This is a genomic window from Robinsoniella sp. (assembly GCF_034124845.1).
Map to the genome: position 1 here is coordinate 48,748 of NZ_JAWYAJ010000281.1, position 26,446 is coordinate 75,193.

Here is a 26,446-nt window from a genome sequence, read left to right on the forward strand (position 1 = left end):
TTGCCTCCTGTCTGTTTATGCCTGGGGATTACCGTTATTTTGCCAGCCGCTGTTGTAAAATGCGTCATATTCCTTCCATGCATCGTCCCAGCTCTTATATGTTTCTTCACCTCGTTTGTCGCGAAAATTATAATGCTCATTTATATAACTGCCCAGATATGAAGTAACTTTTCTGGCTCCTTTTGAGTTCAGATGAATCGGGTCAATATAATCTGTTGCGAAATCAATTCCCAGCTCATCATAGAGATCCTGCTTATTAAAATTAATAGAATCAAAACCATACTCTTTTATGATTTCAAATACCTTATTCATCTGCTTTTGCGCGTTCTGAGACATGGATCCAGGCATGGAAGTAAACAGGAGCTGCAGATTATTTTCTTTCCCGTATTCTAATATTTCCAATAAAATCTCTAACTGCAGTTCTGATATTTCACCTATTTTATCCGTTGTTTTGGGCCTCTTCTGGGCATTCACCATAAATGCATTTTTTTCGTAGACACCCTTTACCTGCCTCTCAGGGATCGTAAAATCATATTTATTTAGCTCTTCCCATCTTGGATGATATTTAATAAAAGGAATATAAAAAGACATTTTATGATCCAGGAATGACTTATCTTCGTTATATTTCTCTGCATAGGTAAAAGCTTTTCTCAGAACATCCATCCGGTTCTTAGAAAATTTCATATTATCAGTCAAACGCCGGATCTTAAACTCCTGCAGTTCTAATTTACTGCTTCTTAATCCTCGTAAATCAATTACAAAAAAGTTTGTATTTTGCTTTTTATGTATTTCTTCAATCAGATTTGTGACAAACGGTAACGGCAGGCTGTCTGTAGACATGGGATATAATGCCATGCCATACTCATTCCAGGCAAGAGGTGCCGCCCATGCGCGGTCTACCACACTGCTTCCAATTAATGCACCATCCCATGAATTCTTTGCTTCTCTTTTATAAAATGCATCATAGCGGTCATTTATCTCAATTGACGCCGGTTTCACAAATATTCCATTCATCACATAAAATATACCACCTGCAAGCATCAGAAAACAAACCATTCTAAGTATCTGTTTTTTCGTCATAATCTTCTCCCCTATCTTAATCATGATCAATAGTCAGCTTATAATGAACAATACCACACAAAGCAGTAAAGTCCCGTTTCGGCATTCGGCCTGCCACAAAGGCCGCCATAGACGATTATTATAAGTTCTTATTATAACATTTCATCCCTGTTATGTCTAATAATTTTCAGCTGCTCCTTTTTATTCCACCCCTGCTTCTACCACATGATCTGCTCTCAAAACACAAAGATGCTGCATATCTCCTGACTCTGATACGCAGCATCCTTCTAATTTTATACTATTTTATTGTCAATCTTCTAACAGCGGAATATTCACTGTATACCTACACCTTAGAAGCAGGTCTTGCATAAGCCCTGATACGGAATCGGTAAGTTTTTCCTTTTTTAAGTCCTAATTTTACGTATGAGGTGCTTTTTGCTGATTTAGTTTTAATTTTACTGTATTTTCCATCTCCTGTCTTCATATAAATATCAATCTTATATGCCTTTTGCTTCTTCCAGGATATTTTTACAGCACCTTTTCCTGCTGCAGTCACTTTTAATGCCGGTTTCACCGGTTTTGCGGCTGTGATCAGCGTTTTTGATTTTTTCCCTGTGCCTGCACTGTTGCTGGCTGCTACACAATATTTGTATTTGACGCCTGGTTCCAGTTTCGTGTCGGTATAGGAGGTTCCGGTTGTTGTTTTCAACGTATTCCATTTTTTCTTCTTATCATTATACCGGTATACCTTATAGGTATCCGCACCAGTTACTTTCCCCCATTTTAATTTTATCTTTTTCTGGGAAGCGCCGGATATTTTCAAATTCGTAACAGTGGACGGCTTAACCGGTATCTGTTCCCACTTTGCTGTTAAGGTCATGTTCCCTTTACAGATATCCGTATTCTTTACCAGCTTTGTTCCATGATACCAACCCGTAAACCGGTATCCTTTTCTGGACGGTACCGGCAGCGTGCCAAATGAGCTGTTTGCCTTGACGGTTAACTCTGATTTGGACACCGTTCCTCCATTTGGGTTGAACTTTACTGTATAGGTTACAGGTTCGGGACCTTGAACCGGCTTTACGGTAACCACAAATTTTGCAGTTTCCATCAATACATTTGTATCCTCAGCGGAAGCTTTTACCCGGACTGTAACAATGCCCTGATTGTCAACGGTTAGTTTGCTGCCCTCTGTAATGACTGCACTACCTGTAGTATCGGAAATAATTTCATAAGCATACGTAATCTCTTTTTGGCTGTGTCCCTCTATCTGACAGGTTCCTTCAAGCCGGGCTGCTGCCTCCAGCAGTAACGTTTTCTTATCGCCCTTTTTGTCTATACTCAGCTCACTTCCGGAAAATGTCAGATTGGTTAGCCGGCAGGTACATACTATTTCATTTTTATCCCGGAAAACCACGCTTACATTGATATCTTCCTTTACGTTTGCAATAACAGACTGGTTCATGTTGTTTACCTGTATTGGTTCCCCATTTACATAAGCTTTATCGACCACGTATCCGTCTTCCGGAATAAAAGTAAGTACCAGACTGTCATTCTTTGTAATCTTTCCATCCTGGGCGCTGGTTTCCACACTTCCCGCTCCCTCTGTCTGGATATTTACCTGATACTGTGTCGAATCCACCCTTTCAGCCATCCTTCCGGTGAACTTGGCATCTGCCCAGTCTGCATGGTCATTGCCGTTATCGGCACCCTGATCCGCTATCAGCGTCAGCGTTTTCACTCCCTGCAGATCAATATCAACAAACTTCTGAGGAGAAGCTGAAGTCAGCTCCTGGCTGTTAAATACCTCCTTGTCATCTGCCTTTACCTTAAAAGTTACAGAACCTTTTCCATTTTGACTGGCATCCACTCCTACAAATGACTGGAATCTTTCATAACCCTTTCCTTCCACCTGGAATATAATGGTGGAGTTCGCATGGGTTCCGATTCCTCTGGCATATTCCACCCGTTCATTCTTATCATTGAGCAAGGTGATTGGCGTGCCATTCATTGCAGAATCAATATGGATACTTCCCCAGCCGATGGTATAGCTCAGCCAGTTCCGGTCATTGGCGCTGGTTTCTGCTCTTCCCTCGATCTCTGCCCGGTAGACTCTCTGTTCGCCATTTTTTGCAGTTACAATCACAACAACACGGTTTATGCCATTATAGATATCCAGAGGAACGGTTACCTTATAATCATCTGACAACGTTTCCTTTCCGTTATACAGCACCCTGATTTTTGCTCCCAGATCCTGTGCTTCCAATTTCAGACTTCCGGCGGATGATCCCGTGGTTCCGGAGTATGCCAGAATATCCGGATCAAACTGCCGGTTCATTGCAATTTCATTGGAAAACTCCATCTTAAGGAGCTGGTTATCCTCATCCTTAGGTACTCTGACATGCAGTGTATAATACCGTGAAGCGGCATTGGTATCCGGTTTCACCCCAATTACAATCTGATTGATTCCCGGTATCACCGGCACTGTTTTTTCGGTTCCCACAATCCTGTCGGTTCCATTTGTAATTGTCACTACAGAAGAATCATTTCCCTTGAATGCTGCAATGGATACCTCCTTTTCACTGTCCTGATTTATATAATACTCCGTCGTATCCGGATCAAAATCAATTGCACTGCCATCCACCAGAATACTGCTCAATGTAGGATCGTTATATCCTCTTCTCATAATGATAAACCGATAATAAGCCCTGTCCAGTCCGTCTGCTGCGGTTACTCTTGCTTCAATGATATTGTGATTTGCAATTAACGGAACCTGTTTGCAGGATACGGAGCCTGCTGCCCCCTTTTCCAATACCGCTCCGTTCACCGTTAACTGAATGACAGCATTCTGATCCTTAGTTTCAAAATCCAGATCTATGAATTCCGTTTCCGGTCCCGCTGTGGTGACATAATATCTGGTATCACTCTGAAAATCATTAAAATCCGTACCGGAAATCCCTGCCTTTTTCAAACCTGCCTCAGCTGACATTCCCATTTCCCGGGAATTTTTATCTGCAAACGCTTCTTTATCTGTATATCCATCTTTATCCGCAGACACTTCATTGTCCGTGTATGCATTTTTATCCGCAGACACTTCTTTACCCGTGTATGCATCTTTATCGGAAGACGCTTCATTACCCGTGTACGCATCTTTTTCCGCAGACACATCATTGTCCCTATGCACCTCATTATCCGCATACGTCCCCTTACCTGCTACCACAAATGCATCTCCATAAGCGATCAGACCGCATTTTCCTCTTGCATCCACAGGGATAACTGCAGCCTTGACATACTTTCCGGCAAAGTTATCCGGCAGGGTAATTTCATTACCGGTCAGCCCGGCAGCCGGCTGGTATATTCCATCCTCACTGTCGGAAACCAGCCATGAGATCACCGTATCCTGCTCTTCATCTCCGTCTTCATCTTCATACCGGTAGCTTACCGATACCTGATCTCCCGCTGCAGCATGGCCTGATTGCGGCATCTGATAAGTAATATCTGCTGCTGTTGGTGCATGATTAGTATTTTTAAAGCCATAATCCATTCCGTTGACCGACATGTCAGAAATAGTAAACCAGCTGCTGCTGTTTCCGCCTCCCACCAGGATACCTGCCCGGAAAGAACCCCCAAGCCCCGCATTGCTGACGGTTCTGATGGCTGTCCACTCCTCGTTTTCATCCACACGGTAGTATCCGGTAATATCCGTTCCTGTCTTCACCAGCTTCAGGTAAATGTCTTCATTTTCCATATCCGGCAGACTTGGATTTTCGGAAGGTGATCCGCCCTGCTCATTTACAACTGCAAGGACCGCATTTCCGGTTCCATGCTTCCTCTGAACTGCAGTATAATTGTCGTCATCCTGATAGAAAATAAGGCCCGCTTCGTCATAATCAGCTCCGGTTTTGCCGGATAACTTCACAACTGCCGTTACATCATCCGCCGATCCGGTAAAGTCTGTCGTAATGATATTTTTCACGGAGTTACCCGTAGCCCACAGGCTGTTCCCCTGAGCCAGAACAGACACCGCATCCCTATCTTCTTCTAATTTCCAGCCATTGCTGTCCTCTCTTACAATCTGCCAGTTATCTTTTAATCCACCCGATGCAGGTGTGGAGATCACAGCCAGACTGTCAGCCTGTACCTGATTAATGGTGGATGCTCTGACAATGACAGCTCCCTCCTGTCTGGCGGTAAGCAGTCCATTACTGTCAATTACAGCCGCCTGCGACGCCTCTCCGGTAACCGGATTTATAACCGACCATGTCACCGACTGATCTACTGCTTCTGCAGGAAATACTTCCGCACGAAACTGCAAAGTACCATTTATAGATGTAATGCTGTCTCCTTCCGATACAATACGGATACGTTCCGGCATAACAGCGCCCGATCCTTCTCCCACATAAAATGTCACCTCATCCGATTCAAATCTCCGCCCTTCCTGGACTGTGTAAGCCTTTACCTTAGCAACGCCTTCCCCAGCTGCACTTACTCTGCCGGAATCCGATACCGTTACAACGCTCTCATCACTGCTCTGGTAGTAAACGGTTCCCACTGCAGGTGTCTTGTTATCCGTACCTATTTTAACCCCTTCGCTTTTATCTATGGCGATATACTTTTCATCTGCTGACATTCCCCCTGTCAGATTGGCTCTCTTATTCAAGCCTCCATCATAGATATTGCCCTTTAATGACACCTGATTACAGGCATCAAAGGAATACAGATTGGAATTCAATGAATTGCCCCTGACATCCGTGGTTAGTTCTGTAGTCTCATTGACCTCCAGCTTTCTGTGATCTGCTGAAAGCTTTAGTTCAACTCCCGGATCATAGCGGAGAATTGTATTGTTTAGAAACTGAAGATTCTTCACACTTTTAGCCGACAATACATTTCCGTTTTCCATATAGATCTGATTCCCCTCAATCAGCACATTCTCATGTACCGGGTTATTCACATCCGGTGTCCCGGTGGGATCAATGTAGATCACAGGAGATGCACATTTATCAAATATATTGTTGCGGATTGTCACATCCTTAACCGGACCTGACTCAAACCAGGATGATGCATCATTGGAAATGTAAATAGCCGCCATATTCATACTGTCAAAATAATTGTTCTCAATCAAAACCGGCTGCCTTGTAGTCACAAGAATACCTCTGGTTGGTGTCGCCTGGAAAACATTATTTGTAATATGAACCTCCGGCGTATAGGTGATATTCTCCACCACATGAGTGTTTGGACCAATCTCAGCCGGAATGTCCTGATCCAGCGTAATGATAATATCGGTAAGATTTCCAGGTCCCGGACCCTCTACATTGGTTACGGTCGCCTGAGAATTTGCTACCGGCACCATATTTCCCCTGGTCATAAATTCCACCTGATCTCCCACGTAGAAATTAGGGAATCCAGCCGTTTCATTATGCATATATCTTACTTTTACTTTGTTCGGTGCCATTTTTTCCACAACCTGCAAAAAGGTTCCGTGAACATTAATGGGATCGTCATGGGGATTGGAAAACAGACAGTTCTTTATGTCAATCAGCCCCTTACAGCCTGACATCTGTACAAAATCCGCATATCCGGCTGTTGTTCTTCCACTGTTGGCAGGAGTTTTAAAGTTTACTCCATCATATGTGATATTTTCACTGAACTGTCCAACCATGCCAAATCCATGGAGAAAGTATGCATTGATATTCTGCAGCGCCACATCCTTACTTTCCCAGATGAAGGTGCCCGGTGTATCACGCACGGTATTTCTCATCTGATAGCAGATGCCCGGTTTTAGTTCCGAATCCATATTCGTATAAGTAAATTTCAAACGATGATTCCCCAGCTCTTCAATCCCTGTTACGTTTCTGAACAGCGGATTGAAGCCTGTACTCCCCCTCCAGGTCTCGCCTGAAGCCAGATCATAGCGCTGTGTATAGACCATATTATTCCTGGCGGTCCAATAGCGCTTTCCGGAATAAGGACTGATATCACTTAACCAGTTAACATTCGTCCCGTCAATCTCATATTCATAGCATTCCGGTACATAGGCAACTGCATAGCCGTCCCCTGTTTCCTCCACCGTGACATCCACTACCGTAGGTACCTGAAAGTCAAAGGAAAAGTTTTGAAAGGTAACATTATTACACCCAATGGTTGACAGCGTTGTCATTTTCCCATGGAACATAAATAAAGAATCATTTCCCTCAATGGTCACATTATTCAAGTCCTCTAAGAGAATACCAATCGTTTTATTTTTATAATTCTGATCTGTTCCGCAGGTGTTGGTGACATAGAGATCCCTCTTTGCCGCATATTCCGGGTAAATATGATACTCCCCCTGTGGAAAATTCAATATTACAGGTTGTCCGTCCAGCGCTCTCACCGCCTCAATTGCCTTTTGAATTGCAACGGCACTATCCTTGGCACCGCTGGGATCTGCCCCGAAATCCGTCACATTAATCACTGCTGCATCTGATCCATCTGTGGGATCAGCACTTTCTGCAAATGCAGTAATTCCCCCAAGATCCAACCCTGAAAAGACCAGGCACAGGGTTAGCAAAATAACTGCTGCTTTCTTCAAAACCTCCATAATTTTCCCTCCGATTTCTTCTGTCTGCTACAAACAAATTTTCTTGCAGAACTTTGTTTATTCGATTATAATCTTACATTATTTGGAAGTACATATGATTTTCTTGACAAAAAATACAATATTCTTAACCGTAATTCCTTCCAGAACCTGCAAATTACTTTTGACAAACCTCCACCGCCCACCTATAATAAAAACAACAGCATTTTACAGGAAATACCAAACGGGAGGTACCATATGAAAAAGTATTTTAACAGCACCAGCGGGAGTTTGAAAATTCATTTCCGCCATCTCCACGACCCACTTTGCGGCATATTTGCCCCAGGTTCTAAAATTGTAAGACTATTCTTCCTATTCGCAGTGATTCTGACCATGGCAACCTCCATATCCATTCCCACCCAGGCAGCGTCCCAGAAAACGCTAAAAGACGTCCGAAAAGCTCCCGCCAAAAAAGGGGACTGGGTTAAGAGAGGAACTAAATGGAAATACCGCTACACCAACAAGACCTATGCGAAAAATACCTGGCTCAAAATAAACGGCAAGTATTACTATTTCAAAAGCAGCGGATACATGGATACCGGTTGGAAGACATATAATAGACAAAAATATTATCTGAATAAAAACGGAGATATGGCAACAGGATGGGTTTCCTATAAGAAAAAATGGTATTACTTCAATAAAAACGGGACAATGGCTTCCAACAAATGGATTACCTATAAGAAGCAGAAGTATTATGTGGGTGCCAAAGGAGTCATGGCTGCCGGATGGAAGACCATACAAAAGAAAAAATACTATTTTAATAAAAACGGACAGCTGATGAACGGCTGGGCAAAGGTAAAAAATGACTGGTACTATCTGAAAAAAGACGGATCTCTTTCTTCCTATAAAAAAGCAAGCCAGATGATCTTCGTGGAAGCAACCGGAAGTACAGCAGAATTTACCATGCTGGAGAAAAAAAATGATACTACCTGGAATGAAATCCTAAGCACAACGGCATACGTAGGACGGCGGGGAGTAGGTCCTACATCCGAGGGACTTGCCACCACACCAGAAGGAACATACAGTTTTGGCGTAGCATTTGGCAATAACTCTAGTCCGGGTACTGCATTTCCCTATACGAAGATCAATCCTTCCCATTATTGGGTAGACGATCCAAACTCACAGTATTACAACAAATTTGTCAGTACAAAAAATGTAACGCCGGACTGGAACAGTGCCGAACATTTATCAGAATATCCCACGGCATATGCCTATGCACTTTCCATCAACTACAATACCGCCTGTACCCCGGGCGCAGGCTCAGCTATCTTCCTCCATTGCTTCGGAGGCGGCGCCACTGCCGGATGCGTAGCTATTCCGGAACAGGATATGGTTTTTGTATTGCAGCATATAAAAAGAGATGCATTGATTCATATTTCCAGAAAATAAATTTTTTGACGGCATGCCGTTTTCCACTACACTTGTAAATGCGTCATGATTATTGATAAACTTTGCACTTTCGATGTGGTATACTGTACAACAAAGAAAGAACTATTGACATATGCACTTCATTAGGAGGTTTGTAATATGACAGATACTGAAAAGCTGGACACGTTGATTGAACTTGTAAAAGATAATAACAAACGTCTTGAAAATGTTGAAAAAGAAATTAATAACATACAAAAAGAGGTTACGGGTATTAAAGTTACACTTAAAAACGAGACTAACCGCAATATAAGAGTTATTGCTGAAGGTCATCTTGATCTGTCCCGTAAGCTAAACGTGGCAGTGAGGATTGCCAGCGACATAAAAGCAAAGCAAGAAATACAGGATATTTATTTAAATACGCATGAAACAAAACTAAATAATAAAAACTAGTACGATAGCGGATACTAAATTCATAGTTATTTGTGCAATGCAGCTTTAATACACCTCTATGACAAACTAAAATAGTACGATAAACAGTTTTATTACTGCTTATCGTACTGTTTTGATTTAAAAAGCACTATATTAATTCCTGGTAAACATCCCGTTTACTGATTCCCCGATCCTTGGCAACACATTTCATCGCTTCCTTTTTATCCATTCCGATATCCTGATAGCGCTTCATATGCTCCTCTATGGTTAATTCCTCCCAGGCTTTGCGCGCCTCTTCCCGAATCTCCTGGCGGCTTCTGCCTTCGATCACCAGCACACATTCCCCTCTGGGGTCCACTTCCCTATAATGGGCTAACGCCTCTTCCATAGTCGTGACAAAAGCAATCTCATGTTTCTTGGTCAATTCCCGGCATACCGTAAGCTTCCGGTTTCCAAGCACTGACAAGAGCTCCTCCAGGGTGCGTACAAGCCTGTGCGGTGCCTCATACAGAATTATGGTTCTGGTCTCACCTTCTAACTCAGCCAGCACTTCCTTCTTCTCTTTCTTATCAGCGGGCAGAAATGCTTCAAATGCAAACCGCCTTGTGGAAAGCCCGGACAGAGTCAGAGCCGTAATACACGCTGCCGCCCCGGGAAGGGAAGTTACTTCCACTCCTGCTTCATAGCACAAACGCACCAGTTCTTCACCCGGATCTGAGATCCCAGGCGTCCCCGCATCTGTTATTAACGCTATATTTTTCCCGTCTCTCATCTGTTCAATGAGATAATGCGCCTTGTCAATTTTATTGTACTCATGATAGCTGGTCATGGGAGTCTTAATGTCAAAATGATTCAGCAGCTTGATGCTGTTTCTCGTATCCTCGGCTGCAATTAAATCCACTTCCTTCAAAATACGGAGTACACGCATCGTAATATCTTCCAGATTTCCTATTGGCGTAGCACATAAATATAATTTTCCCTGCATGTGATCATCTCCTTTTACTAATTCCCATAAATGAGTACCGGCTTGCGTAAATAACTGTGAGCAGAGTCCCTTATCTCTGCTTCAGGTGTGCTTCTGTGAAGCGGCTTAAGATCAATAGCCATATACGTCGTAAATTTCATCAGTATATACACCAGGTTCTTTGTACACAATCAATGGTTTTTCAACGGTTATCCGGGGTTTTCCACCCTTTAATCCTTCGATCAGCACCATATTCGGCTCTTTGTCCACAAAGGGATATACTAACCGCATCCGCTTAGGCTCCAAACGATGTGCCGTCATCTTCGTCATAATCTCAGCCATCCGAAATGGCCGGTGCACCATATAGAACCTTCCGCCCGGTCTCAGCAGCCTGGACGCCTGTCCAATTACATCATCCAGCGTACACAGAATCTCATGTCTCGCAATCGCCTTAGGCATATCCGGATTGACCAGGCCATGGTTTCCTGTCATATAAGGCGGATTACTTGTAATAACATCAAAAGAAGCCGCATCAAATAATGTATGGGCCTCTTTGATATCTCCTTGTACAATAGAAATCTGATCTTCCAGATGATTGTAGAGAACACTCCGCCTTGCCATATCAGCGCTGGCTTCCTGAATCTCCAGACCGGTAAAATGCTCTCCACTGGTTTTTGCCTTTAGCAAAATGGGAATAATACCGGTTCCGGTTCCCAGATCCAGTGCCTTCTCTCCCGGCTTTACCCGGGCAAAACCGGAAAGCAGCACCGCATCCATTCCAAAGCAGAATGTCTTATCATTTTGAATAATCTTATATCCGTTGCGCTCCAGATCGTCCAGGCGCTCACCGGGATACAGCTCAATTGTCATCTAACTTGGATTTCCCTTCTTTTTTCTCCATCTCTTCCAGCTGCTTCAATTCCTTATCCACACTGATCTTCTCTTTCTTGCGTTTCGGTTTGAATTTCAGCTGGTCCACTTTATAATCACGAATTTCTTTTTCATCATTAACTTCTACGATCACTTTTACGGTCTGGCGAAGCACACTGACACTTTGAACTTCACCTTTTAATCCATCTTCCGCAAGAACACGATCCCCCACATTTGGCAGCCTGCTGTTCAGATATTCATAGGTCTCTTCTTCATTCTTCAGACAGCACATCAATCTTCCGCATACGCCGGATATCTTGGTGGGATTTAAAGATAGATTCTGTTCTTTCGCCATTTTAATGGATACCGGCGCAAACTCCGCGAGGTATGTATTACAGCAGAGCGGACGGCCGCAGATTCCGATTCCTCCAAGAATCTTAGTTTCATCACGAACACCGATCTGACGGAGCTCGATTCTGGTCTTAAATACTGCCGCAAGATCCTTAACCAGATCACGGAAATCGATTCTTCCGTCTGCAGTGAAGTAAAACAGTACTTTATTATTATCAAAAGTATACTCAGCATCGATGAGTTTCATTTCCAGATTGTGTTTTTTAATCTTCTCCTGGCAGATACGAAGAGCATCCTTTTCCTTTTCTTTATTCTTCAGCTCTCTTTCCGCATCCTCCTGGGTTGCTACCCGGATCACCGGCTTTAAAGGCTGAACCACCTTCTTCTCATCCATATCCGTAACCTTGGTTACCACGGTTCCGTATTCCACACCTCTCGCTGTTTCCACGATTACGTGATCCCCTGATTCCATCGTGTAGTGCTTGGGATCAAAATAATAGATCTTTCCCGCATTACGAAATCTAACACCTACAATCTTAACCATTGCTAGTTCTCCTTTATCATAAGGAACAATAATTCCATCGTTAAATCAAAGTTTACATTGGCATTCAGACGCGCCTTCGCCTTCTGCAATCCACTTAATATCTTCTCAATCCCCTCATAAGAACTCATATTCGTCTGAGCGGAAATCAATCTTACCTGATCCCGGAACACCAGCCCATTGGGATCTTTCGTTGCTTTAAAGTAAAGCACGTCCCGATACCAGATTGCCAGAATATCCAGGTAGTCCTGTATCTCCATCTTGAATTCCGAAACCGCTTTGACCGCCGCAATAATATCACTGATATCCATATCTTTTACATGGGTAAGCAGATGAAGTGCAGCTGCCTTAATCTCATTAAAGTTATCCGATGATGCCAGCTGTACCGCTTTCCCAATGTTTCCCTGGGCAAACGCCACGCAGACATCCGCCTGGTAATCCAGTACTTCCACATTTTCCATCAGATACTTCTTCACCATTTCATCCGGCACCGGCTTCATATTTAAAGTTACGCACCTGGATAAAATCGTAGCTAACAGTGAAGTTGCGTTAGCCGTCAGTAAGAGAATGACTACATATGACGGCGGCTCCTCTATTGTCTTCAGTAAAGCATTCTGTGCCTGAACCGTCATCTTCTCAGCGTCCGGCACGATATATACTTTGTAAGGGCTGCTGTAGGGCTTCACCATAACGTCTCCCACCAGCTTTTCCCTGATATCTTCAACACCTATACTATTGGGCTTATCATGGCTCACCGTAATAATATCCGGATGGTTTCCGCTTTCAGCCTGTTTGCAGGATCTGCATATACCACACGGCTTTGCTCCTTCTCCCTCACACTGTAATGCCATAGCAAAAATATTAGCCAGACTCTTCTTGCCAGAACCTTTTTCACCATTAAATATATAAGCATGAGAAACCTTGTTCATCTTCATTGCATTCTGTAAATGTTCCACTATTTGTTTGTGTCCTATAATCTTATTAAATCCTGGCATAATATCACTCCTCACTGCCTCTTTGCACCATCTGTCTTAGTAAGTCCTATTATATCATAACATAGTCCATTTACCTAGCTTTTTTGGGTAAATTGTATGAATTGTCTGTGAACCAGTTTAATTTATAATCCTATAAATGTATTCCACCACTTCATTTATACAGGCTTCTCTGTCCTTATCATTGATAAACCGCTTAGAAATACCTGCATTTGCAATATTTTCTTCTGAAAAGTCCTGGGCATCCGCCAAAAATCTGCGGCACAGTTCCTCGTATTTGGGCTGTTCCTGCTTTCTTTCCCGTCTCAGCGCCCGCTCAAGCCGGTTGTCATCGGCAACCTCAATATATACAGGCACAACTTTTTTCTCTCCAAAATAAGCTTTCATCTTCTCAAAAGATTCCAGTGTCCCAATTGCCAGAAAATTCTCATTATCCAGATCGAACTGTCCATCATCCACCGTGGCATAGCTCCAGATGCCATGAATAGTATCATAAGAGCGCATCTCAATCACCTTTCCCGCATTTTGAAGTTCCAACAGTCTGGACTCATCTACAAAATGATATTCTACCCCATCTTTTTCCTTTGCACGGATCGGACGGGAGGTATAAAGAATTACATTTTTTAAATGTATCTTCTTATTTTTCAATACCTCCTTAAAAATCGTATCTTTCCCAGTTGCACTTTTTCCCATGATGTAAAATATCTTTCCCATAAACATCCTCTTTCTGTAAATTATTAGCGGTGCCGATTCTATACTGCAAAGCAAAGACTTCAGCCTGCAAAAAAGGTTTCTTAATCACGCTCCAGTACCTCCAGATATTTTCCGGAATAGTCTTTCATTCCCTGAAGCGAAAATCCTTTTTCCCTATATTGTAATACGTTTTCCACAAACTCTCCACTTATTTTTTCACCCGGTACGATTAGCGGAATGCCTGGCGGGTAGAGATACACGAATTCTCCGGCGATACGCCCTATGGCATTTTCCAGCAATATCCTCTCCATCCTCCGCTCTACTGCACGGCAGACAGGCATTTCCGTCAGGTTATTCATTCCGGCATATGACCTTTTTTCTAATTGGACAGGATCCTTTGCCAGCAGTCTTCTGTCAATCTCTTCCAGCGCCTGATACAGCCTGTCAAAGCCCTCCCGGGAGTCTCCTATGGATGTTAACGCAAGTGCATAATCCCCCGCTGCCATTTCCAGCTGGAGATGATAGCGCTGCAGCAATTCTTCATATAACTCATTTCCGCTCATGCTGCCATTTTTTATGTATAGAATCAGCTTTGACAGATCCAGATCAGCGACATCCTTCTCTCCTGCCAATTCCTCTTTTCCAGCCAGACCCACCATTTGTAATTCATCGGCTTTTCTACGGAACTGCTCCAGATTTTCTACGAACTCGCCAAAGAGCCTGTCACCCGATTCCTCCAGCATCCGTATGCACTGGTCCACTCCCGCCATGAGCAGGTAAGAGGGGCTGCTGGTCTGATAAATACCCAGATATCTCTCCAGCACTGCTTGATCTACAAGACTGCCGTTTAAATGAATCAGTCCCGTCTGGGTAAATGCCGGCAGCGTTTTATGCAGACTGTGAATAACAATATCTGCCCCTTTTCCAATGGAATTCTTGGGAAAATACGGATGAAACCCAAAATGCGCACCATGTGCCTCATCCACAATCAGGGGTTTTTGATAAGTATGGCAGATATCCGCTATCTTTTCCACATCCGAAACTACCCCGTCATATGAAGGGGATGTAATTATAACTGCCTGGATATCCGGAGCAGTTATCAACATTTCCCGGATTTTTTCAGGACTTAATCCACAATTCAAGCCAATGCCCTGTTCCTGTTGTGGATAAATATATACGGCGTCTAATTCTCTGATCAAAACACTGTGGTAAACAGCCTTATGGCAGTTTCTTGCCATAAGAATCTTACCTCCTATGGATGTGCATGCAGAGACTGCGCCAAGAATTCCGGCTGTACTTCCATTTACCAGAAAATAAGTATTCTCAGAACCGTAGACTGCTGCCGCCCGCTCCTGAGCCTCTTTTAGTATTCCCTCAGCATGATGCAGATTATCAAACCCCTCAATTTCTGTAATATCTGTCTCTATGGGATTCATAAACCCACCCAGACGCCGTTTATGTCCGGGCATATGAAAAGGATAATAATCTGATTTGGCGTAATCTCTTAATTGGTCATATAAATAAGGCATTTTCTATTCCTTTCTTTCTGGTCATACGGTAAAGCATTTGTAAAAGGCTTCCTTTTAAGATTCTATTTGGGGAATCCCAAAAGACGCTTAAAATAAATCCTGCAAGATCTGGGCAGCCGTTTTATTCCGATACCCGTCCGGGTCTGTCATAACTGCATTTCCCGATACATCCCAGCGCATCTGGGCATAGTGGGACAGGTAGCTTTCCCCCCGCATACAATTTGGGTATTTCTTATACCACTTGGGAAAATAGTTCTTCATGTAATAGGTTGCCAGATTTACAGCCTCACTGGAAGTATTTCCATAGCGGTCCACGGTGCCGTTTATCTGCACTCCCTGGGGACTGCTGTGCACCAGTACCACACTTCCATCCTGACATGCTCCCACTACAATCCACACATGCCCGCAGTCACTGCAGGAAGAACTCATAATATCTCCAGGCATATAATTACGGACGCTGAAACGGCTCACATACTGCCCCCAGCCTCTGGATGCATAATTGGATGCCATATCCTCCGCTTTCATAACATAGCCTTCTTTTCCACTGGTTGTGTTCATAATATTGTAGATACACCAACCCACATACCCGGAACAGTCCAGTCCGTTGCGAATCTGAAACCGGGTCTGGTTATAGTCATAGCTGCTGTCCTGTTTATTAAAGAACCGTTCCCATTCAGGACTGACCCCTATGGTAGTGGCATCTGTTCCGGCTCCCGTATCCGCTTCATTCCAGCCGCCTCCCCACACATACATGGTCTTGCCTGCCGGCTCCATTGCCGTCTTAAGGAACTTCTTCAGCGTGGATTTTCCTTTTTTCTTAACCTTTGGCACTTTCGCTTCCACCGCAGAACTATATTTGCTGTAATAGATCTTTCCGTCCGCCTTTCTTCTGGTCTTAACCTTGAATTTACAGACAGCTCCGGCTTTTAACCCTTTCACCTGATAGCTTCTTTTGGTAGTAGATGCAATTTTGACATATTTATTCCGGCTCTCACTGTACTGATAGACGGAATACCCGGTTGCCCCTGCCGCCTTTTCCCAGCTTAAGGTAATGCTGTTCTGATCTGCCTTAGCCCTCACGCCTGACGGCTTCTTCACCACGGGTTTGGGCACTGCTGTTACCACTTTAGAAAATGAACTGGAAATCGTCTTCCCCTTTTTTATGGCATAGGCTTTTATTTTAAAACGATAGCTCACTCCGCATTTCAACTTGCGGAAAGTATAGGAAGTTCCGGTTGTCTTCTGAACACGCCGGTAATTGTTTTTCTTCGGATCGTATTGATAAATGCGGTAATATCTGGCGCCTTTGCTGGATTTCCAGGTAAGCTTTACTGTTTTGTCCCCTAACACCGCTTTTACATTTTCCGGTCGGTTCTGTTTTGCTTCTACCCGTACAGGCATAACCGCAGTCATTACCACCACCATCATCATAACAGCCAGACTCCATTTCAAATATTTCATCACTGTACCCCCTCCTATCTGTAACTGAGCAAATTTTAACTTATTTTATCATGGGGCTGGCTGATTCACAAGGAGGAATCCACGTGATCACACAAAAATGGCACTGCACTTAACAAGTACAATGCCAGATTGTAAGATTATTTTCTCTTCAGCCAGTAAAAACCGTATCCCGGCATCTTAACACCGGACGCTCTTATCTCTTTACCGGTAACCAAGTCCTGATACATTCCATCCTCTTCGTTGATCCACGCGATTCTTTCATTTTCGCTAAAGTTAAAAAGTCCTGTCACTTTCTCACCGTCGGCCATGCGAACCAGGCACAATACGCTGTTATCCCAGGTCTCCAGTGTCCATGTATCCGCTGTAGATACAAACGCCTTATGGCTCCTGCGGATATTTTCCAGCTGTCCCAACCGTGAAAATACCTGCCCCTGCACAGATTTATCATCTCCGATATACGCTGTCAGATCCCATTTAAACGCCCCGCGGTGGATATATCTGGAGTCAGGAGCCTTGTTGGGATCCTCTTTGTAGCTGTAATCGTTAACCTGGGCGATCTCATCCCCGCTATAAATTACCGGTATCCCGGACTGCATAAACATATATGCATGAAGCATGATATCCAGCTGGATTGCCTGCTTCATCCCCTGCTCGTCCTGTTCAAATCCTGCTTTTTCCACACCGCACATAGAAGCAGTCGTTCCACAGAAACGTGCATCGCCCGTCACCGGATCTGCATTGTATAATTCTCCCCGGCTGAAGCTGCCTTCCAGACTGCCTGTGAAGAAGTCATTAATGTACTGCTTATGCGGACGTTCTTCCATTCCCCAGTTTTTCAGGGTCTTATAATCCAGCCCCCATCCAATGTCATCGTGACATCTGAGGTAATTCAGAAAGGTATATTCCTTGGGAAGCCTGTCGATAATTTCCATCTGCTGTTTTAACAGCCTCACATCCCTGGTTGCAACCGAATTCCAGGTAGTCGCCATTGTGGTGACGTTGTAAAGCATATGGCACTCTGGCTTGTCTACAGATCCAAAATACGGAGTAACCTTCTCCGGCTCCATTACCACCTCGCCCAGAAGCAGAATTCCAGGGCAAACAATTTCCCCAATCATACGCATCATGCGGACGATGGTATGAACCTGGGGCAGATTACGGCAGTCCGTCCCAATCTGTTTCCAAATATAGGGAACCGCATCAATACGAATAATATCTATCCCCTGATTTGCGAAGAAAAGGAAATTGTACATCATTTCATTAAATACCGTAGGATTCTGATAGTTCAAATCCCATTGATAAGGATAAAAGCTGGTCATGACAAAATTCCGGTTCTCGGGCAGGTAGGTAAAGTTCCCCGGAGCCGTTGTCGGGAATACCTGAGGCACGGTCCGCTCAAACATCGCCGGAATAGAATAGTTGTCATAGAAGAAATAACGGCTCATATATTCGCCCTCTCCCTGTCTTGCCCGCACTGCCCACTCATGATCCTCAGAAGTATGGTTCATTACAAAATCAAGGCACACGCTCATCTCTCTCTTGTGGCATTCCTCTGCAAGTTCCGCAAGGTCATCCATAGTCCCCAGATTATCCTGGACTTTCCGAAAATCAGACACTGCATATCCGCCGTCTGACCGTCCCTCAGGTGACTGCAGAAGAGGCATCAGGTGCACATAGTTCACATTACACTGTTCAATATAATCCAGCTTCCCCTTCACTCCCTGCAGATTCCCGGCAAAATTATCCACATACAGCATCATGCCAAGCATATCACTTTGCTTGAACCAATCCTGTTTCTGCTCCCTTTTCTGATCCAGATTCTTAAGGGCTGCTTTCCGGTCCTGATAAAATCCATACATATTTTTACACAGATCATCAAACATGTAATCATTGTTATATAACTCCATATAGAGCCATCTCAATTCATCCACATGTCTGTTAAACCGTTCCTGGTAGGGATCCATATCAACTGCACTTTCCGAAAACGTCTCCAGAACCGGCCGCATTTTATCCTCGTCCTGCTCCTTTCCCATTTCCTTTGTGAGCTTTTCTTCCGCTTTTTTCGATGTTTCCTGCACATTTACACTTTGTTTTGAAACCTTTGAAACTGTCTTCTTAACTGATTTTTTCTTCATACATTCCTCCATCTGCGCAGTACCGCACCAATTTTGCATTTCAGGGTGTAAACCTCTATCAATCTTCCTTTTTTGGAATCCACTGCGCCTAAGAATCCGGTCCTTTGCAATGCCCATAACTCACTCCGGCTTCTTATATCCCTTTCTTTATCTGTCTACTGGTTACAAACTAACTGTATTATAGCAAAGTTTTTCAGACTTTACCATTGTCAGATGTGAATAAAAGCGGTAACAATGTACGGAGTGTTACTGTTCAGACCGTGCCCCGTGCACTTGGCTGCAATTTGTATCTGGTAAGATGGATGGGATGTGTATGAATGTGTATATGATTAAAAAGATAGCATAAGTAAAGGAGTGGGGAACCAATGGTTTCGCCACTCCTTCGATATACATATTTGTTTCAGCAGAGAAACCAGCCATCCTTCAAATCTTCCTCTTGAATTATATCTGTTAACTTTCGTTAAGAAGAAACGCTCTCCCCGCCGTCCCCTTCCCCGGAAACCTCCATATTAGCAGGAAGCACCCGATTCATTACAATGGCAATAATAAATACAATTGCAACACAATTATTCGCTAAAACTTCCTGTACCATTTTGGGGAAAATTGTAAAAATGGCAGGAACCTGTGTAAATCCAATTCCGATTCCCAGGGACAACGCCGTAATAACGGTATTTCTCTGATTAAAGCCACATCTTGTAATCATCTGGACACCGCTCACAACAATGGAACCGAACATCATGATTGTACAGCCTCCCAAAACCGCATCCGGAAGGGTGGACAGCAGTTTTCCAATAACCGGAAACAGCCCCGCAAGTATCATGACACAGGCACCTGTCATAATAGTAAAACGGTTCACCACTTTTGTCATGGCGATCAGTCCCACATTCTGGCTGAAAGAAGTAATCGGCAGGCACCCAAACAGAGAAGAGACTGAGCTCATATACCCGTCGCAGGCAAGAGACCCGGATATTTCCTTGTCCGTCACGTCTCTCTTTAAGCCTGTTACAGCCATGGCAGAAGTATCTCCGATCGTTTCTGTGGCGGAAACGAGAAAGATAACCGTTACGGCAATAATTGCACTCACATTGAATTCCGGTATAAACGGAAGCACCTTTGGCAGTGCAATAATACCGGCAGAAGCCACTTCCGAGAAATTCACCATGCCCATCGCCATAGCTAAAATGTATCCGACCACAAGCCCAAAGAGTACGGATAACTGTTTCCAGAAGGATTTGGCGAATATATTAAATACCAGACAGCTTACCAATGTTACAGTTCCCAAAATCAGATTCTGTGCAGATCCGAAGTTTTCGCTTCCGGCACCTCCTCCAAAAGAAGACGCCCCAACATTCAGCAGGGAAAAACCAATTGCAGTAACGACACACGCCGCTACAATGGGTGCTACGATTTTCCTCCAGTATTTCGCACAAAGACCCAGTGTACCCTCTATAATACCTCCGATCAAAATGGCGCCAATGGCGGCGGGATAACCAAATGTGGCTGCAACATAACACAGGATCGTCACAAAGGTAAAACTTACCCCCATTACAATCGGCAGTCTTGCCCCAATCTTCCATAGCGGATATAATTGAATCAAAGTACCGATTCCTGCAATAAACATTGCATTTTGAATTAACATCGCCTTTTGTTCTGGCGTAAGGCCTGCTGCATTTGTCACAATAATTATCGGTGCTATATTAGCCACGAACATTGCAAGTACATGCTGCAAACCAAAGGGGATCGCCTTGGAAATGGGCACACGGCCATTCAGCTGGTAGATATTTTCCACCCTGGCATTTGAATTTACATTTGCTTTCATTTCTTTCTCCTTTAGTAGTTTCTTGGCAACTCTTTAGTCACTAAATTTACAACAGATTTATTTTACTATAAAAATATGGGTATGGGTACAAAATTTTTATGAAAATTTAATAAATACTGAAAAATGTGTAACCTTTTGCGGCTGAAAACGTTTATTAAGTGAACGGGAAGGAGGGAAAAAGAGTTTCCTGGAGGAAGAAAAGATAGACGGGTTTAATGTTGATGACTCCTGAATCAGTTAGTTCTTCGCAGCAGCATACTCCCGCCCCTTGCCTCCGCTGCGAAACTGTACCACGCCGCATACCGCTGCAGTTATTAGTTCCGTTACCGGTACAACCAGCCACACCCCTGTCATATTCCACAGATTGGGAAATACAAGGATCAAAACCACATTAAGTATTACACCTCTTAACAGCGCAATGAGCATGGAGCGCGCCGGCTGGTCTTTGGCTGACAGCACCGCCGCCATAACCACGTTGATTCCCATAGGGATAAAAGCAAGAAAGTAAATCCGGATTCCCTCCAGTGCAATCTTCGTAAACCCGGCGTCCCCTGATTCATTGAAGATCCCAACAATCGGTTCTGCCATCAGCACTCCGCCTAAATAACAGATAATCCCACAGGCTGCTGCAAGCAGGACCCCTCTCATCATCACGAAACGTATACCGCCAAAATCCTTTTTCCCGTACTGGGAGCTGATGATCGGCTGTACTCCCTGGGCAATTCCGGTGAAGATCGAGCATACAATCAAGGCAATATTTGCAATCACACCATAAGCAGCGACACCTATGTTCCCGGCGAGTTTCAAAATAGTGAAGTTAAACAGCAGCATGACAATTGCTGAAGACAGTTCCCCAATAAAAGAGGACATACCAAGAGAAATTGTCCGGGCGACATCCGAAAACTTCGTTCTTTCTTTCACCAGGCTAAAATGGCTGCGTCCTTTGACTACGTGCGTGGAAAGCACACACATACTTAAGACTGGTGCAATACCGGTTGCAAATGCCGCTCCAAACATCCCCCACCGAAACCCGAAGACAAATAAAACATCCAACACGATATTACTGAAGCTCCCGGTGAGCATTGCCGCCATTGCCGTCTGGGGATAGCCATCATTCCTTACAAAGCAAACCAGCACATTATTTACCATAAACGCAAGGGAAAAGAGCAGTATAGTCCTCATATAAGGAATCATATCCTGCATAACTGCCTCATCTGCTCCCAGCAGAGCACCCAATTGCCTGGATGCAAACAGACCTATCAGTGTAAAAAACACACCACAGAGCAGCGCCAGTTTCATGGAAAGTGTAAAAGATGCTTTCGCCGCTTTTTCATTTCCCGTTCCCATAGCCATTGCAAACCGGGTCGCTCCCCCCATCCCTATCATCAAACCAATTCCGTTCATAAACGAATAGACCGGCAGCGTCAGATTCAATGCAGCAAGTCCATTACTCCCCACTCCATTGGCTACACAAAGCGTATCTACAAAAATGAAACAGGATAACCCCAGCATACTTAAAATATTCAAAGATACATACTTTGCAAATACTACGCCCAAACCTTTATTTTCCATAACATTACCACCTTTCTGCCTTGAGCCTGCGCGTGTCTTCATTGTCACAAAAAAAGCACCAGTCATCTATACCCAATGGCCTAACGGTATAGATGCCCGATGCTTATTTAGAGCGTGTTTGAAAACACTCTTGGTTACATGCATCCGGCGACGCATGCAAAAAGCTCTTTTTATAATCTGAAATTGATCTTACCACATGTTGAAAAAATATGCAACCACCATATTACATTAATAATCCGATACATCAAATTTGTTATCTTTGAAATAAAAATCTCTGTCCGCCTCTGTAATCGCCCGCAATATTCTGCAGGGGTTGCCAACTGCCACTACATTGTCCGGAAGATCCTTCGTCACAACGCTTCCCGAACCAACTACTACATTATTGCCGATATGAACCCCCGGGTTTACCACAACATTAGACCCCAGCCACACGCTGTCACCAATCGTAATCCCAATCCCATATTCGTACCCCGAATTTCTGGAATCGGGATGAATCGGATGACCGGCTGTAATAATCGATACATTTGGTCCAAACATGGTATTATTTCCAATGGTGACTTTACCAACATCCAGAATAACACAATTATAATTTGCTATAAAATTATCTCCTACTTCAATATTTGTTCCATAGTCACATCGGAAAGGCGGCAGAAAAAACACATTCTTTCCAGCCTTTCCCAAGATCCCGCGAATCATCTGATCCATCTTCTCCGACTCATCCGGTCTGCATAAATTATAATCATAAATTTTCCTCTTAGTTTCCATCTGTTCCTCCGCGAGCCCATCCAGCCATGCCTTGTATGGAAGACCATTTAACATTCTTTCTTTTTGATTCATCATATATCCTTTCTAAGTATAAAGCGGCGGACCTATCACTCACCGCCGCTTTTACCATCTATTATATTTCGAGAATAACTACCTGATATCCTTTTAACTTTAAATCATTTCCATCCTGATCAAGAGCGGGATAATTGTTAATCAATAATTCTTTATATGCTCCTGGCAAAGTCACCGTCTGACCTTCCCTCTGGAAATTAGCAATCACCATTAAAGTCTTCTCTTCCCCTTTTCGGTAATAAGCCATAAGGTTATTCTGGTCTTCCCATTCCGGTATAAACTCACCGTATACAACTGCTTCCTGATAGACTGGGTTTTTACGCAGTGCTATTAACTGTTTATAAAAGGAAAAAACCGAATTTTCATCGTGAATCTGACTTTTTGCATTGATTCTCTTATAATTAGGATTTGCAGCTAGCCAGGGCTTACCCGTCGTAAATCCTGCATTATCATCATCGCTCCACTGCATGGGCGTTCTCGCATTATCCCTGCTGAACTTCGAAACAACCTTTAAGGCTTCCTCCGGCGTAAGTCCGGCATTCAAGGCAACCCGGTACTCTTCCAGTGAAGAAATATCGTCCACTTGGTCTATAGAAGTAAACTCCATATTCTCCATACCAAGCTCCTGCCCTTGATAAATAAACGGAAGCCCTCTCAGCATAAAGTTAACGGCTCCTAAAAGCTTCTTACTTTCAATGCAGACCTCTCCTTCCGGTATGTAATGGCTGACACCCCTTGGTTCATCATGATTTTCAATAATATTTGAAAGATATCCAATATCTGCAACACGTTTCTGCGCATCAAAACAGCACTTCTTATAATCATTTGGTGTAATTTCCGTATGAGCATACCACCCTTTATCATTCTGTCCAAAAATTGTCTCATTAAAATCAAACATACTGGAAAAATATCCGTTATCCCCAATGAAATCCGGCAATTCCCCTTCTTTATCGTTAAACACTTCCCCGACAGTAAATGCATCGTACTTTTTAAATGTCCGATCCCGCATTTCACCCAGAAAATCTCCAACTCCTTCTGCTTCCTCCAGCATATGCGCAATATTACTCAAACCGTCCTCTCGGTCCGGCTCGTAATTTTTAAATGGCAATGCCTTTTTAATGTTAATGATTGCATCGATACGAAATCCTGCAAGCCCTTTATCCAGCCACCAGTTTATATTCTTATAGACCTCTTCCCGCACTTCCGGATTTTCCCAGTTTAAATCAGGCTGCTTTTTATGAAATACATGTAGATAAAGCTTATCCGTATCAGAAAGCGGCTCCCAGCATGGTCCTCCAAAATAAGATCTCCAGTTAGTGGGAAGTTCCCCATCCTTCTTATCCTCCAGATAAAAATACTTCCCATATTTCCCATCCGGCTCCTTCATCGCCATCTTAAACCACTCATGTTCATCAGAACAATGATTTACGACCAGATCCATAAGAATGAACATTCCACGTCTTTTTGCTTCCCTTAATAATTCATCCATGTCTTCCATTGTGCCAAACCTTGGATCAATGTTATAATAATCCGAGATATCATATCCCTGGTCAGCCAGCGGTGATGAATATATTGGAGAAAGCCAGATGATATCAACACCCAGATCCTGTAAATAGTCCAGCTTGCTGATAATACCCTGAATATCTCCAATTCCGTCCCCATTGGAATCATAAAAACTTTTTGGGTAAATTTGATATGCCGTCTTTTCCTGCCACCATTTTTTTTGCATTCTATGTGCCTCCATAATAAAAATTTTTTTATTTTATAGAGCGTATTTGAAAATTGCTTTCTGACAGTTCTGCGTCACACTTCGAACACTCTCTGGCACATATTATACTATTTAGCTTCCAATAAGTCTTACACTTATTTGCTTAAAAACTTCATTATTTTGACTTATCTATTTCTTGATTTCTCCTGTAAAACTGTTGCGGTTTTCCTTTTTATACAAGCGGGGTGTCGTTCCCGTATACTTTTTAAACTCTCTTAAAAAGTTTCCCAGGTTATTAAAACCACATTCCAGGCAGATATCCATGATCAGATAATCCGTGTTCACTGCCATCTCCGCTGCTCTCCGAATACGTATTTCATTCACATACTCCATGGGTGTCCTGCCAATAGCCCTCTTAAAAAAACGGCAGAAATACTGCTCGTTAACATTAATCAGCCCTGCCAGGTCACGAATATATATTCTCTCCCTGTAGTTCTCACGTATATAAGTCAGAACCTTCTTAATACTCTCAACCTGATGATTTATGCCGCTCTCCTGTCTGGTTAGCAATCCCTCTCCGGTTAGCAGGGCAAGAATCCTGAGCAGGGATGCCTTAATCAACATTTGGGATACCGATACACTTACATTTTTTTGACCTGCATTCTCCCGGTATTCTTCCATCACACGAAACGCATGTTCAATCCTGTCATATTCTACGTAGATATCATGAAACACCTTGTGGGATGCCCCTATACATCTTGGCAGCCACAAGTTCCCGTTTATTAAAGGCTGAATCACCTGGCTTTGCATAGTGTCATAGGAATCAAAGCTAAGTACATTAGGATTAAAAACTACTGCATCCTCTTCACAGGGTTTTGCTGCAGTAATATAATGAAGTTCCCCAGGATTAACAAAGAAAAAACATTCCTCCTTTATTTCATAAGACTCCATATTTATTTCCATGTGAAAATTCCCTTTTTTAAAATGCAGCAATTCAATCTCATCATGCCAATGATGCTTTACTAAAAAATAGTTTTCATCCTGCTCCGCCTGATAAAAAGCACAGCGAAAAGAAGCGGATCCATGAGGCCTGTCCTCCTTCAAACTCTTTGTATTTTGTACCTGAATATCCCACAACCTCCTCTCAGCCAAGAAAAAAAGCTGTCTCCAGCTTTTTTCACAACTTCATTTCGTGTTCTACTTTCATTCACATATTTACGTGACATCTTTTAATTTATAATTTTTGTCATCTAATCTAATCACCCTCATTTTAAGGTTATCCTGGTTCTTCACTAATAAATTCTTTTCCTTGCCTGCTTTTTTCTTGCCTTCTGCATTCTTAACTTTTTTATTCCTATCAGCTATCTTCTTACTTTGCTTCTTCCTGGACTCTGTCTTCTCAACTTCTTTACTCTTATCTGCTAACTTTTTACTTTGCTTCCTCTTGCCTTCTGTCTTCTCAACTTCTTTACTCTTATCTGCTATCTTCTTACTTTGCTTCTTCT

At 43.2% G+C, this 26,446-nt stretch carries 19 protein-coding genes; 2 read left to right on the forward strand and 17 right to left on the reverse strand.

Annotated elements, in window-relative coordinates:
• Positions 1-15 precede the first annotated feature (15 nt).
• The 3 genes from ACH2DQ_RS13800 to ACH2DQ_RS13810 all read right to left on the reverse strand — a co-directional run bounded on the left by ACH2DQ_RS13800 (position 16) and on the right by ACH2DQ_RS13810 (position 7,930).
• Positions 16-1,080 carry a hypothetical protein gene (locus ACH2DQ_RS13800; RefSeq protein WP_394912038.1) on the reverse strand — a complete coding sequence of 355 codons (1,065 nt, stop codon included), beginning with the start codon at positions 1,078-1,080 and terminating at the stop codon, positions 16-18.
• A gap of 322 nt (positions 1,081-1,402) precedes the next feature.
• Positions 1,403-7,636 (reverse strand): NPCBM/NEW2 domain-containing protein, encoded by a 6,234-nt coding sequence (locus ACH2DQ_RS13805; RefSeq protein ID WP_394912037.1) that lies wholly within the window; start codon positions 7,634-7,636, stop codon positions 1,403-1,405.
• A gap of 204 nt (positions 7,637-7,840) precedes the next feature.
• On the reverse strand, positions 7,841-7,930 hold the full coding sequence (locus ACH2DQ_RS13810) for a hypothetical protein (RefSeq protein WP_394912036.1): 90 nt from the start codon (positions 7,928-7,930) through the stop codon (positions 7,841-7,843).
• 75 nt (positions 7,931-8,005) lie between these two features.
• On the opposite strand from ACH2DQ_RS13810, the gene ACH2DQ_RS13815 reads away from it, so the two are divergent.
• Both ACH2DQ_RS13815 and ACH2DQ_RS13820 read left to right on the forward strand, forming a co-directional pair.
• Positions 8,006-9,061, forward strand: coding sequence for a L,D-transpeptidase family protein (locus tag ACH2DQ_RS13815; RefSeq protein ID WP_394912035.1), 1,056 nt, complete (start codon positions 8,006-8,008; stop codon positions 9,059-9,061).
• Positions 9,062-9,199: 138 nt separating this feature from the next.
• The gene (locus tag ACH2DQ_RS13820; RefSeq protein WP_394912034.1) at positions 9,200-9,490 is read left to right on the forward strand and encodes a hypothetical protein; all 291 of its coding nucleotides are present in this window, start codon (positions 9,200-9,202) and stop codon (positions 9,488-9,490) included.
• Between the two features lie 127 nt (positions 9,491-9,617).
• Here ACH2DQ_RS13820 and rsmI read toward each other — a convergent pair whose 3' ends face one another.
• From rsmI to ACH2DQ_RS13890, 14 genes are all read right to left on the reverse strand, one after another.
• Positions 9,618-10,454, reverse strand: coding sequence for a 16S rRNA (cytidine(1402)-2'-O)-methyltransferase (rsmI, locus tag ACH2DQ_RS13825; protein ID WP_394912033.1), 837 nt, complete (start codon positions 10,452-10,454; stop codon positions 9,618-9,620).
• A 111-nt stretch (positions 10,455-10,565) separates the two neighbouring features.
• The gene (locus ACH2DQ_RS13830) at positions 10,566-11,303 is read right to left on the reverse strand and encodes a tRNA1(Val) (adenine(37)-N6)-methyltransferase (RefSeq protein ID WP_394912032.1); all 738 of its coding nucleotides are present in this window, start codon (positions 11,301-11,303) and stop codon (positions 10,566-10,568) included.
• Positions 11,293-12,198 carry a stage 0 sporulation family protein gene (locus tag ACH2DQ_RS13835; RefSeq protein WP_394912031.1) on the reverse strand — a complete coding sequence of 302 codons (906 nt, stop codon included), beginning with the start codon at positions 12,196-12,198 and terminating at the stop codon, positions 11,293-11,295. Before ACH2DQ_RS13835 ends, ACH2DQ_RS13830 begins: the two co-directional genes overlap by 11 nt.
• 2 nt (positions 12,199-12,200) lie before the next feature.
• Positions 12,201-13,190, reverse strand: a complete 990-nt coding sequence (gene holB / locus ACH2DQ_RS13840; protein ID WP_394912030.1) for a DNA polymerase III subunit delta' — start codon at positions 13,188-13,190, stop codon at positions 12,201-12,203.
• 117 nt (positions 13,191-13,307) lie between these two features.
• On the reverse strand, positions 13,308-13,901 hold the full coding sequence (locus ACH2DQ_RS13845) for a guanylate kinase (protein ID WP_394912029.1): 594 nt from the start codon (positions 13,899-13,901) through the stop codon (positions 13,308-13,310).
• An 80-nt stretch (positions 13,902-13,981) separates the two neighbouring features.
• Entirely contained in the window at positions 13,982-15,409 is a 1,428-nt protein-coding gene (locus ACH2DQ_RS13850; protein WP_394912028.1) for an aminotransferase class I/II-fold pyridoxal phosphate-dependent enzyme, read from the reverse strand.
• A gap of 87 nt (positions 15,410-15,496) precedes the next feature.
• On the reverse strand, positions 15,497-16,870 hold the full coding sequence (locus tag ACH2DQ_RS13855; protein WP_394912027.1) for a fibronectin type III domain-containing protein: 1,374 nt from the start codon (positions 16,868-16,870) through the stop codon (positions 15,497-15,499).
• 137 nt (positions 16,871-17,007) lie between these two features.
• Positions 17,008-18,834, reverse strand: coding sequence for an amylosucrase (locus ACH2DQ_RS13860; protein WP_394912171.1), 1,827 nt, complete (start codon positions 18,832-18,834; stop codon positions 17,008-17,010).
• A gap of 631 nt (positions 18,835-19,465) precedes the next feature.
• Positions 19,466-20,824 carry a uracil-xanthine permease family protein gene (locus ACH2DQ_RS13865; RefSeq protein ID WP_394912026.1) on the reverse strand — a complete coding sequence of 453 codons (1,359 nt, stop codon included), beginning with the start codon at positions 20,822-20,824 and terminating at the stop codon, positions 19,466-19,468.
• Positions 20,825-21,061: 237 nt separating this feature from the next.
• On the reverse strand, positions 21,062-22,396 hold the full coding sequence (locus tag ACH2DQ_RS13870; RefSeq protein WP_394912025.1) for an MATE family efflux transporter: 1,335 nt from the start codon (positions 22,394-22,396) through the stop codon (positions 21,062-21,064).
• 228 nt (positions 22,397-22,624) lie between these two features.
• On the reverse strand, positions 22,625-23,233 hold the full coding sequence (locus ACH2DQ_RS13875; RefSeq protein ID WP_394912170.1) for a sugar O-acetyltransferase: 609 nt from the start codon (positions 23,231-23,233) through the stop codon (positions 22,625-22,627).
• Between the two features lie 61 nt (positions 23,234-23,294).
• The gene (locus ACH2DQ_RS13880) at positions 23,295-24,962 is read right to left on the reverse strand and encodes an alpha-glucosidase (protein WP_394912024.1); all 1,668 of its coding nucleotides are present in this window, start codon (positions 24,960-24,962) and stop codon (positions 23,295-23,297) included.
• 168 nt (positions 24,963-25,130) lie between these two features.
• A complete protein-coding gene (locus ACH2DQ_RS13885; RefSeq protein ID WP_395027125.1) occupies positions 25,131-26,078 on the reverse strand; it encodes a helix-turn-helix domain-containing protein in 948 nt (315 codons plus the stop codon).
• Between the two features lie 78 nt (positions 26,079-26,156).
• Positions 26,157-26,446 (reverse strand): hypothetical protein (locus ACH2DQ_RS13890; RefSeq protein WP_395027127.1); only part of this gene is annotated, 290 nt, incomplete at its 5' end.

Bases quoted from the DNA above. Each gene is read 5' to 3' on its own strand.
- ACH2DQ_RS13815 (WP_394912035.1), top strand. From the start codon at position 8,006: ATGGCAACCTCCATATCCATTCCCACCCAGGCAGCGTCCCAGAAAACG.
- ACH2DQ_RS13880 (WP_394912024.1), bottom strand. From the start codon at position 24,962: ATGCAAAAAAAATGGTGGCAGGAAAAGACGGCATATCAAATTTACCCA.
- ACH2DQ_RS13800 (WP_394912038.1), bottom strand. From the start codon at position 1,080: ATGACGAAAAAACAGATACTTAGAATGGTTTGTTTTCTGATGCTTGCA.
- holB (WP_394912030.1), bottom strand. From the start codon at position 13,190: ATGCCAGGATTTAATAAGATTATAGGACACAAACAAATAGTGGAACAT.
- ACH2DQ_RS13855 (WP_394912027.1), bottom strand. From the start codon at position 16,870: ATGAAATATTTGAAATGGAGTCTGGCTGTTATGATGATGGTGGTGGTA.
- ACH2DQ_RS13850 (WP_394912028.1), bottom strand. From the start codon at position 15,409: ATGCCTTATTTATATGACCAATTAAGAGATTACGCCAAATCAGATTAT.
- ACH2DQ_RS13875 (WP_394912170.1), bottom strand. From the start codon at position 23,233: ATGAATCAAAAAGAAAGAATGTTAAATGGTCTTCCATACAAGGCATGG.
- ACH2DQ_RS13805 (WP_394912037.1), bottom strand. From the start codon at position 7,636: ATGGAGGTTTTGAAGAAAGCAGCAGTTATTTTGCTAACCCTGTGCCTG.
- ACH2DQ_RS13865 (WP_394912026.1), bottom strand. From the start codon at position 20,824: ATGAAAGCAAATGTAAATTCAAATGCCAGGGTGGAAAATATCTACCAG.
- ACH2DQ_RS13835 (WP_394912031.1), bottom strand. From the start codon at position 12,198: ATGGTTAAGATTGTAGGTGTTAGATTTCGTAATGCGGGAAAGATCTAT.
- ACH2DQ_RS13820 (WP_394912034.1), top strand. From the start codon at position 9,200: ATGACAGATACTGAAAAGCTGGACACGTTGATTGAACTTGTAAAAGAT.
- ACH2DQ_RS13870 (WP_394912025.1), bottom strand. From the start codon at position 22,396: ATGGAAAATAAAGGTTTGGGCGTAGTATTTGCAAAGTATGTATCTTTG.
- ACH2DQ_RS13830 (WP_394912032.1), bottom strand. From the start codon at position 11,303: ATGACAATTGAGCTGTATCCCGGTGAGCGCCTGGACGATCTGGAGCGC.
- rsmI (WP_394912033.1), bottom strand. From the start codon at position 10,454: ATGCAGGGAAAATTATATTTATGTGCTACGCCAATAGGAAATCTGGAA.
- ACH2DQ_RS13860 (WP_394912171.1), bottom strand. From the start codon at position 18,834: ATGGATCCCTACCAGGAACGGTTTAACAGACATGTGGATGAATTGAGA.
- ACH2DQ_RS13845 (WP_394912029.1), bottom strand. From the start codon at position 13,901: ATGGGAAAGATATTTTACATCATGGGAAAAAGTGCAACTGGGAAAGAT.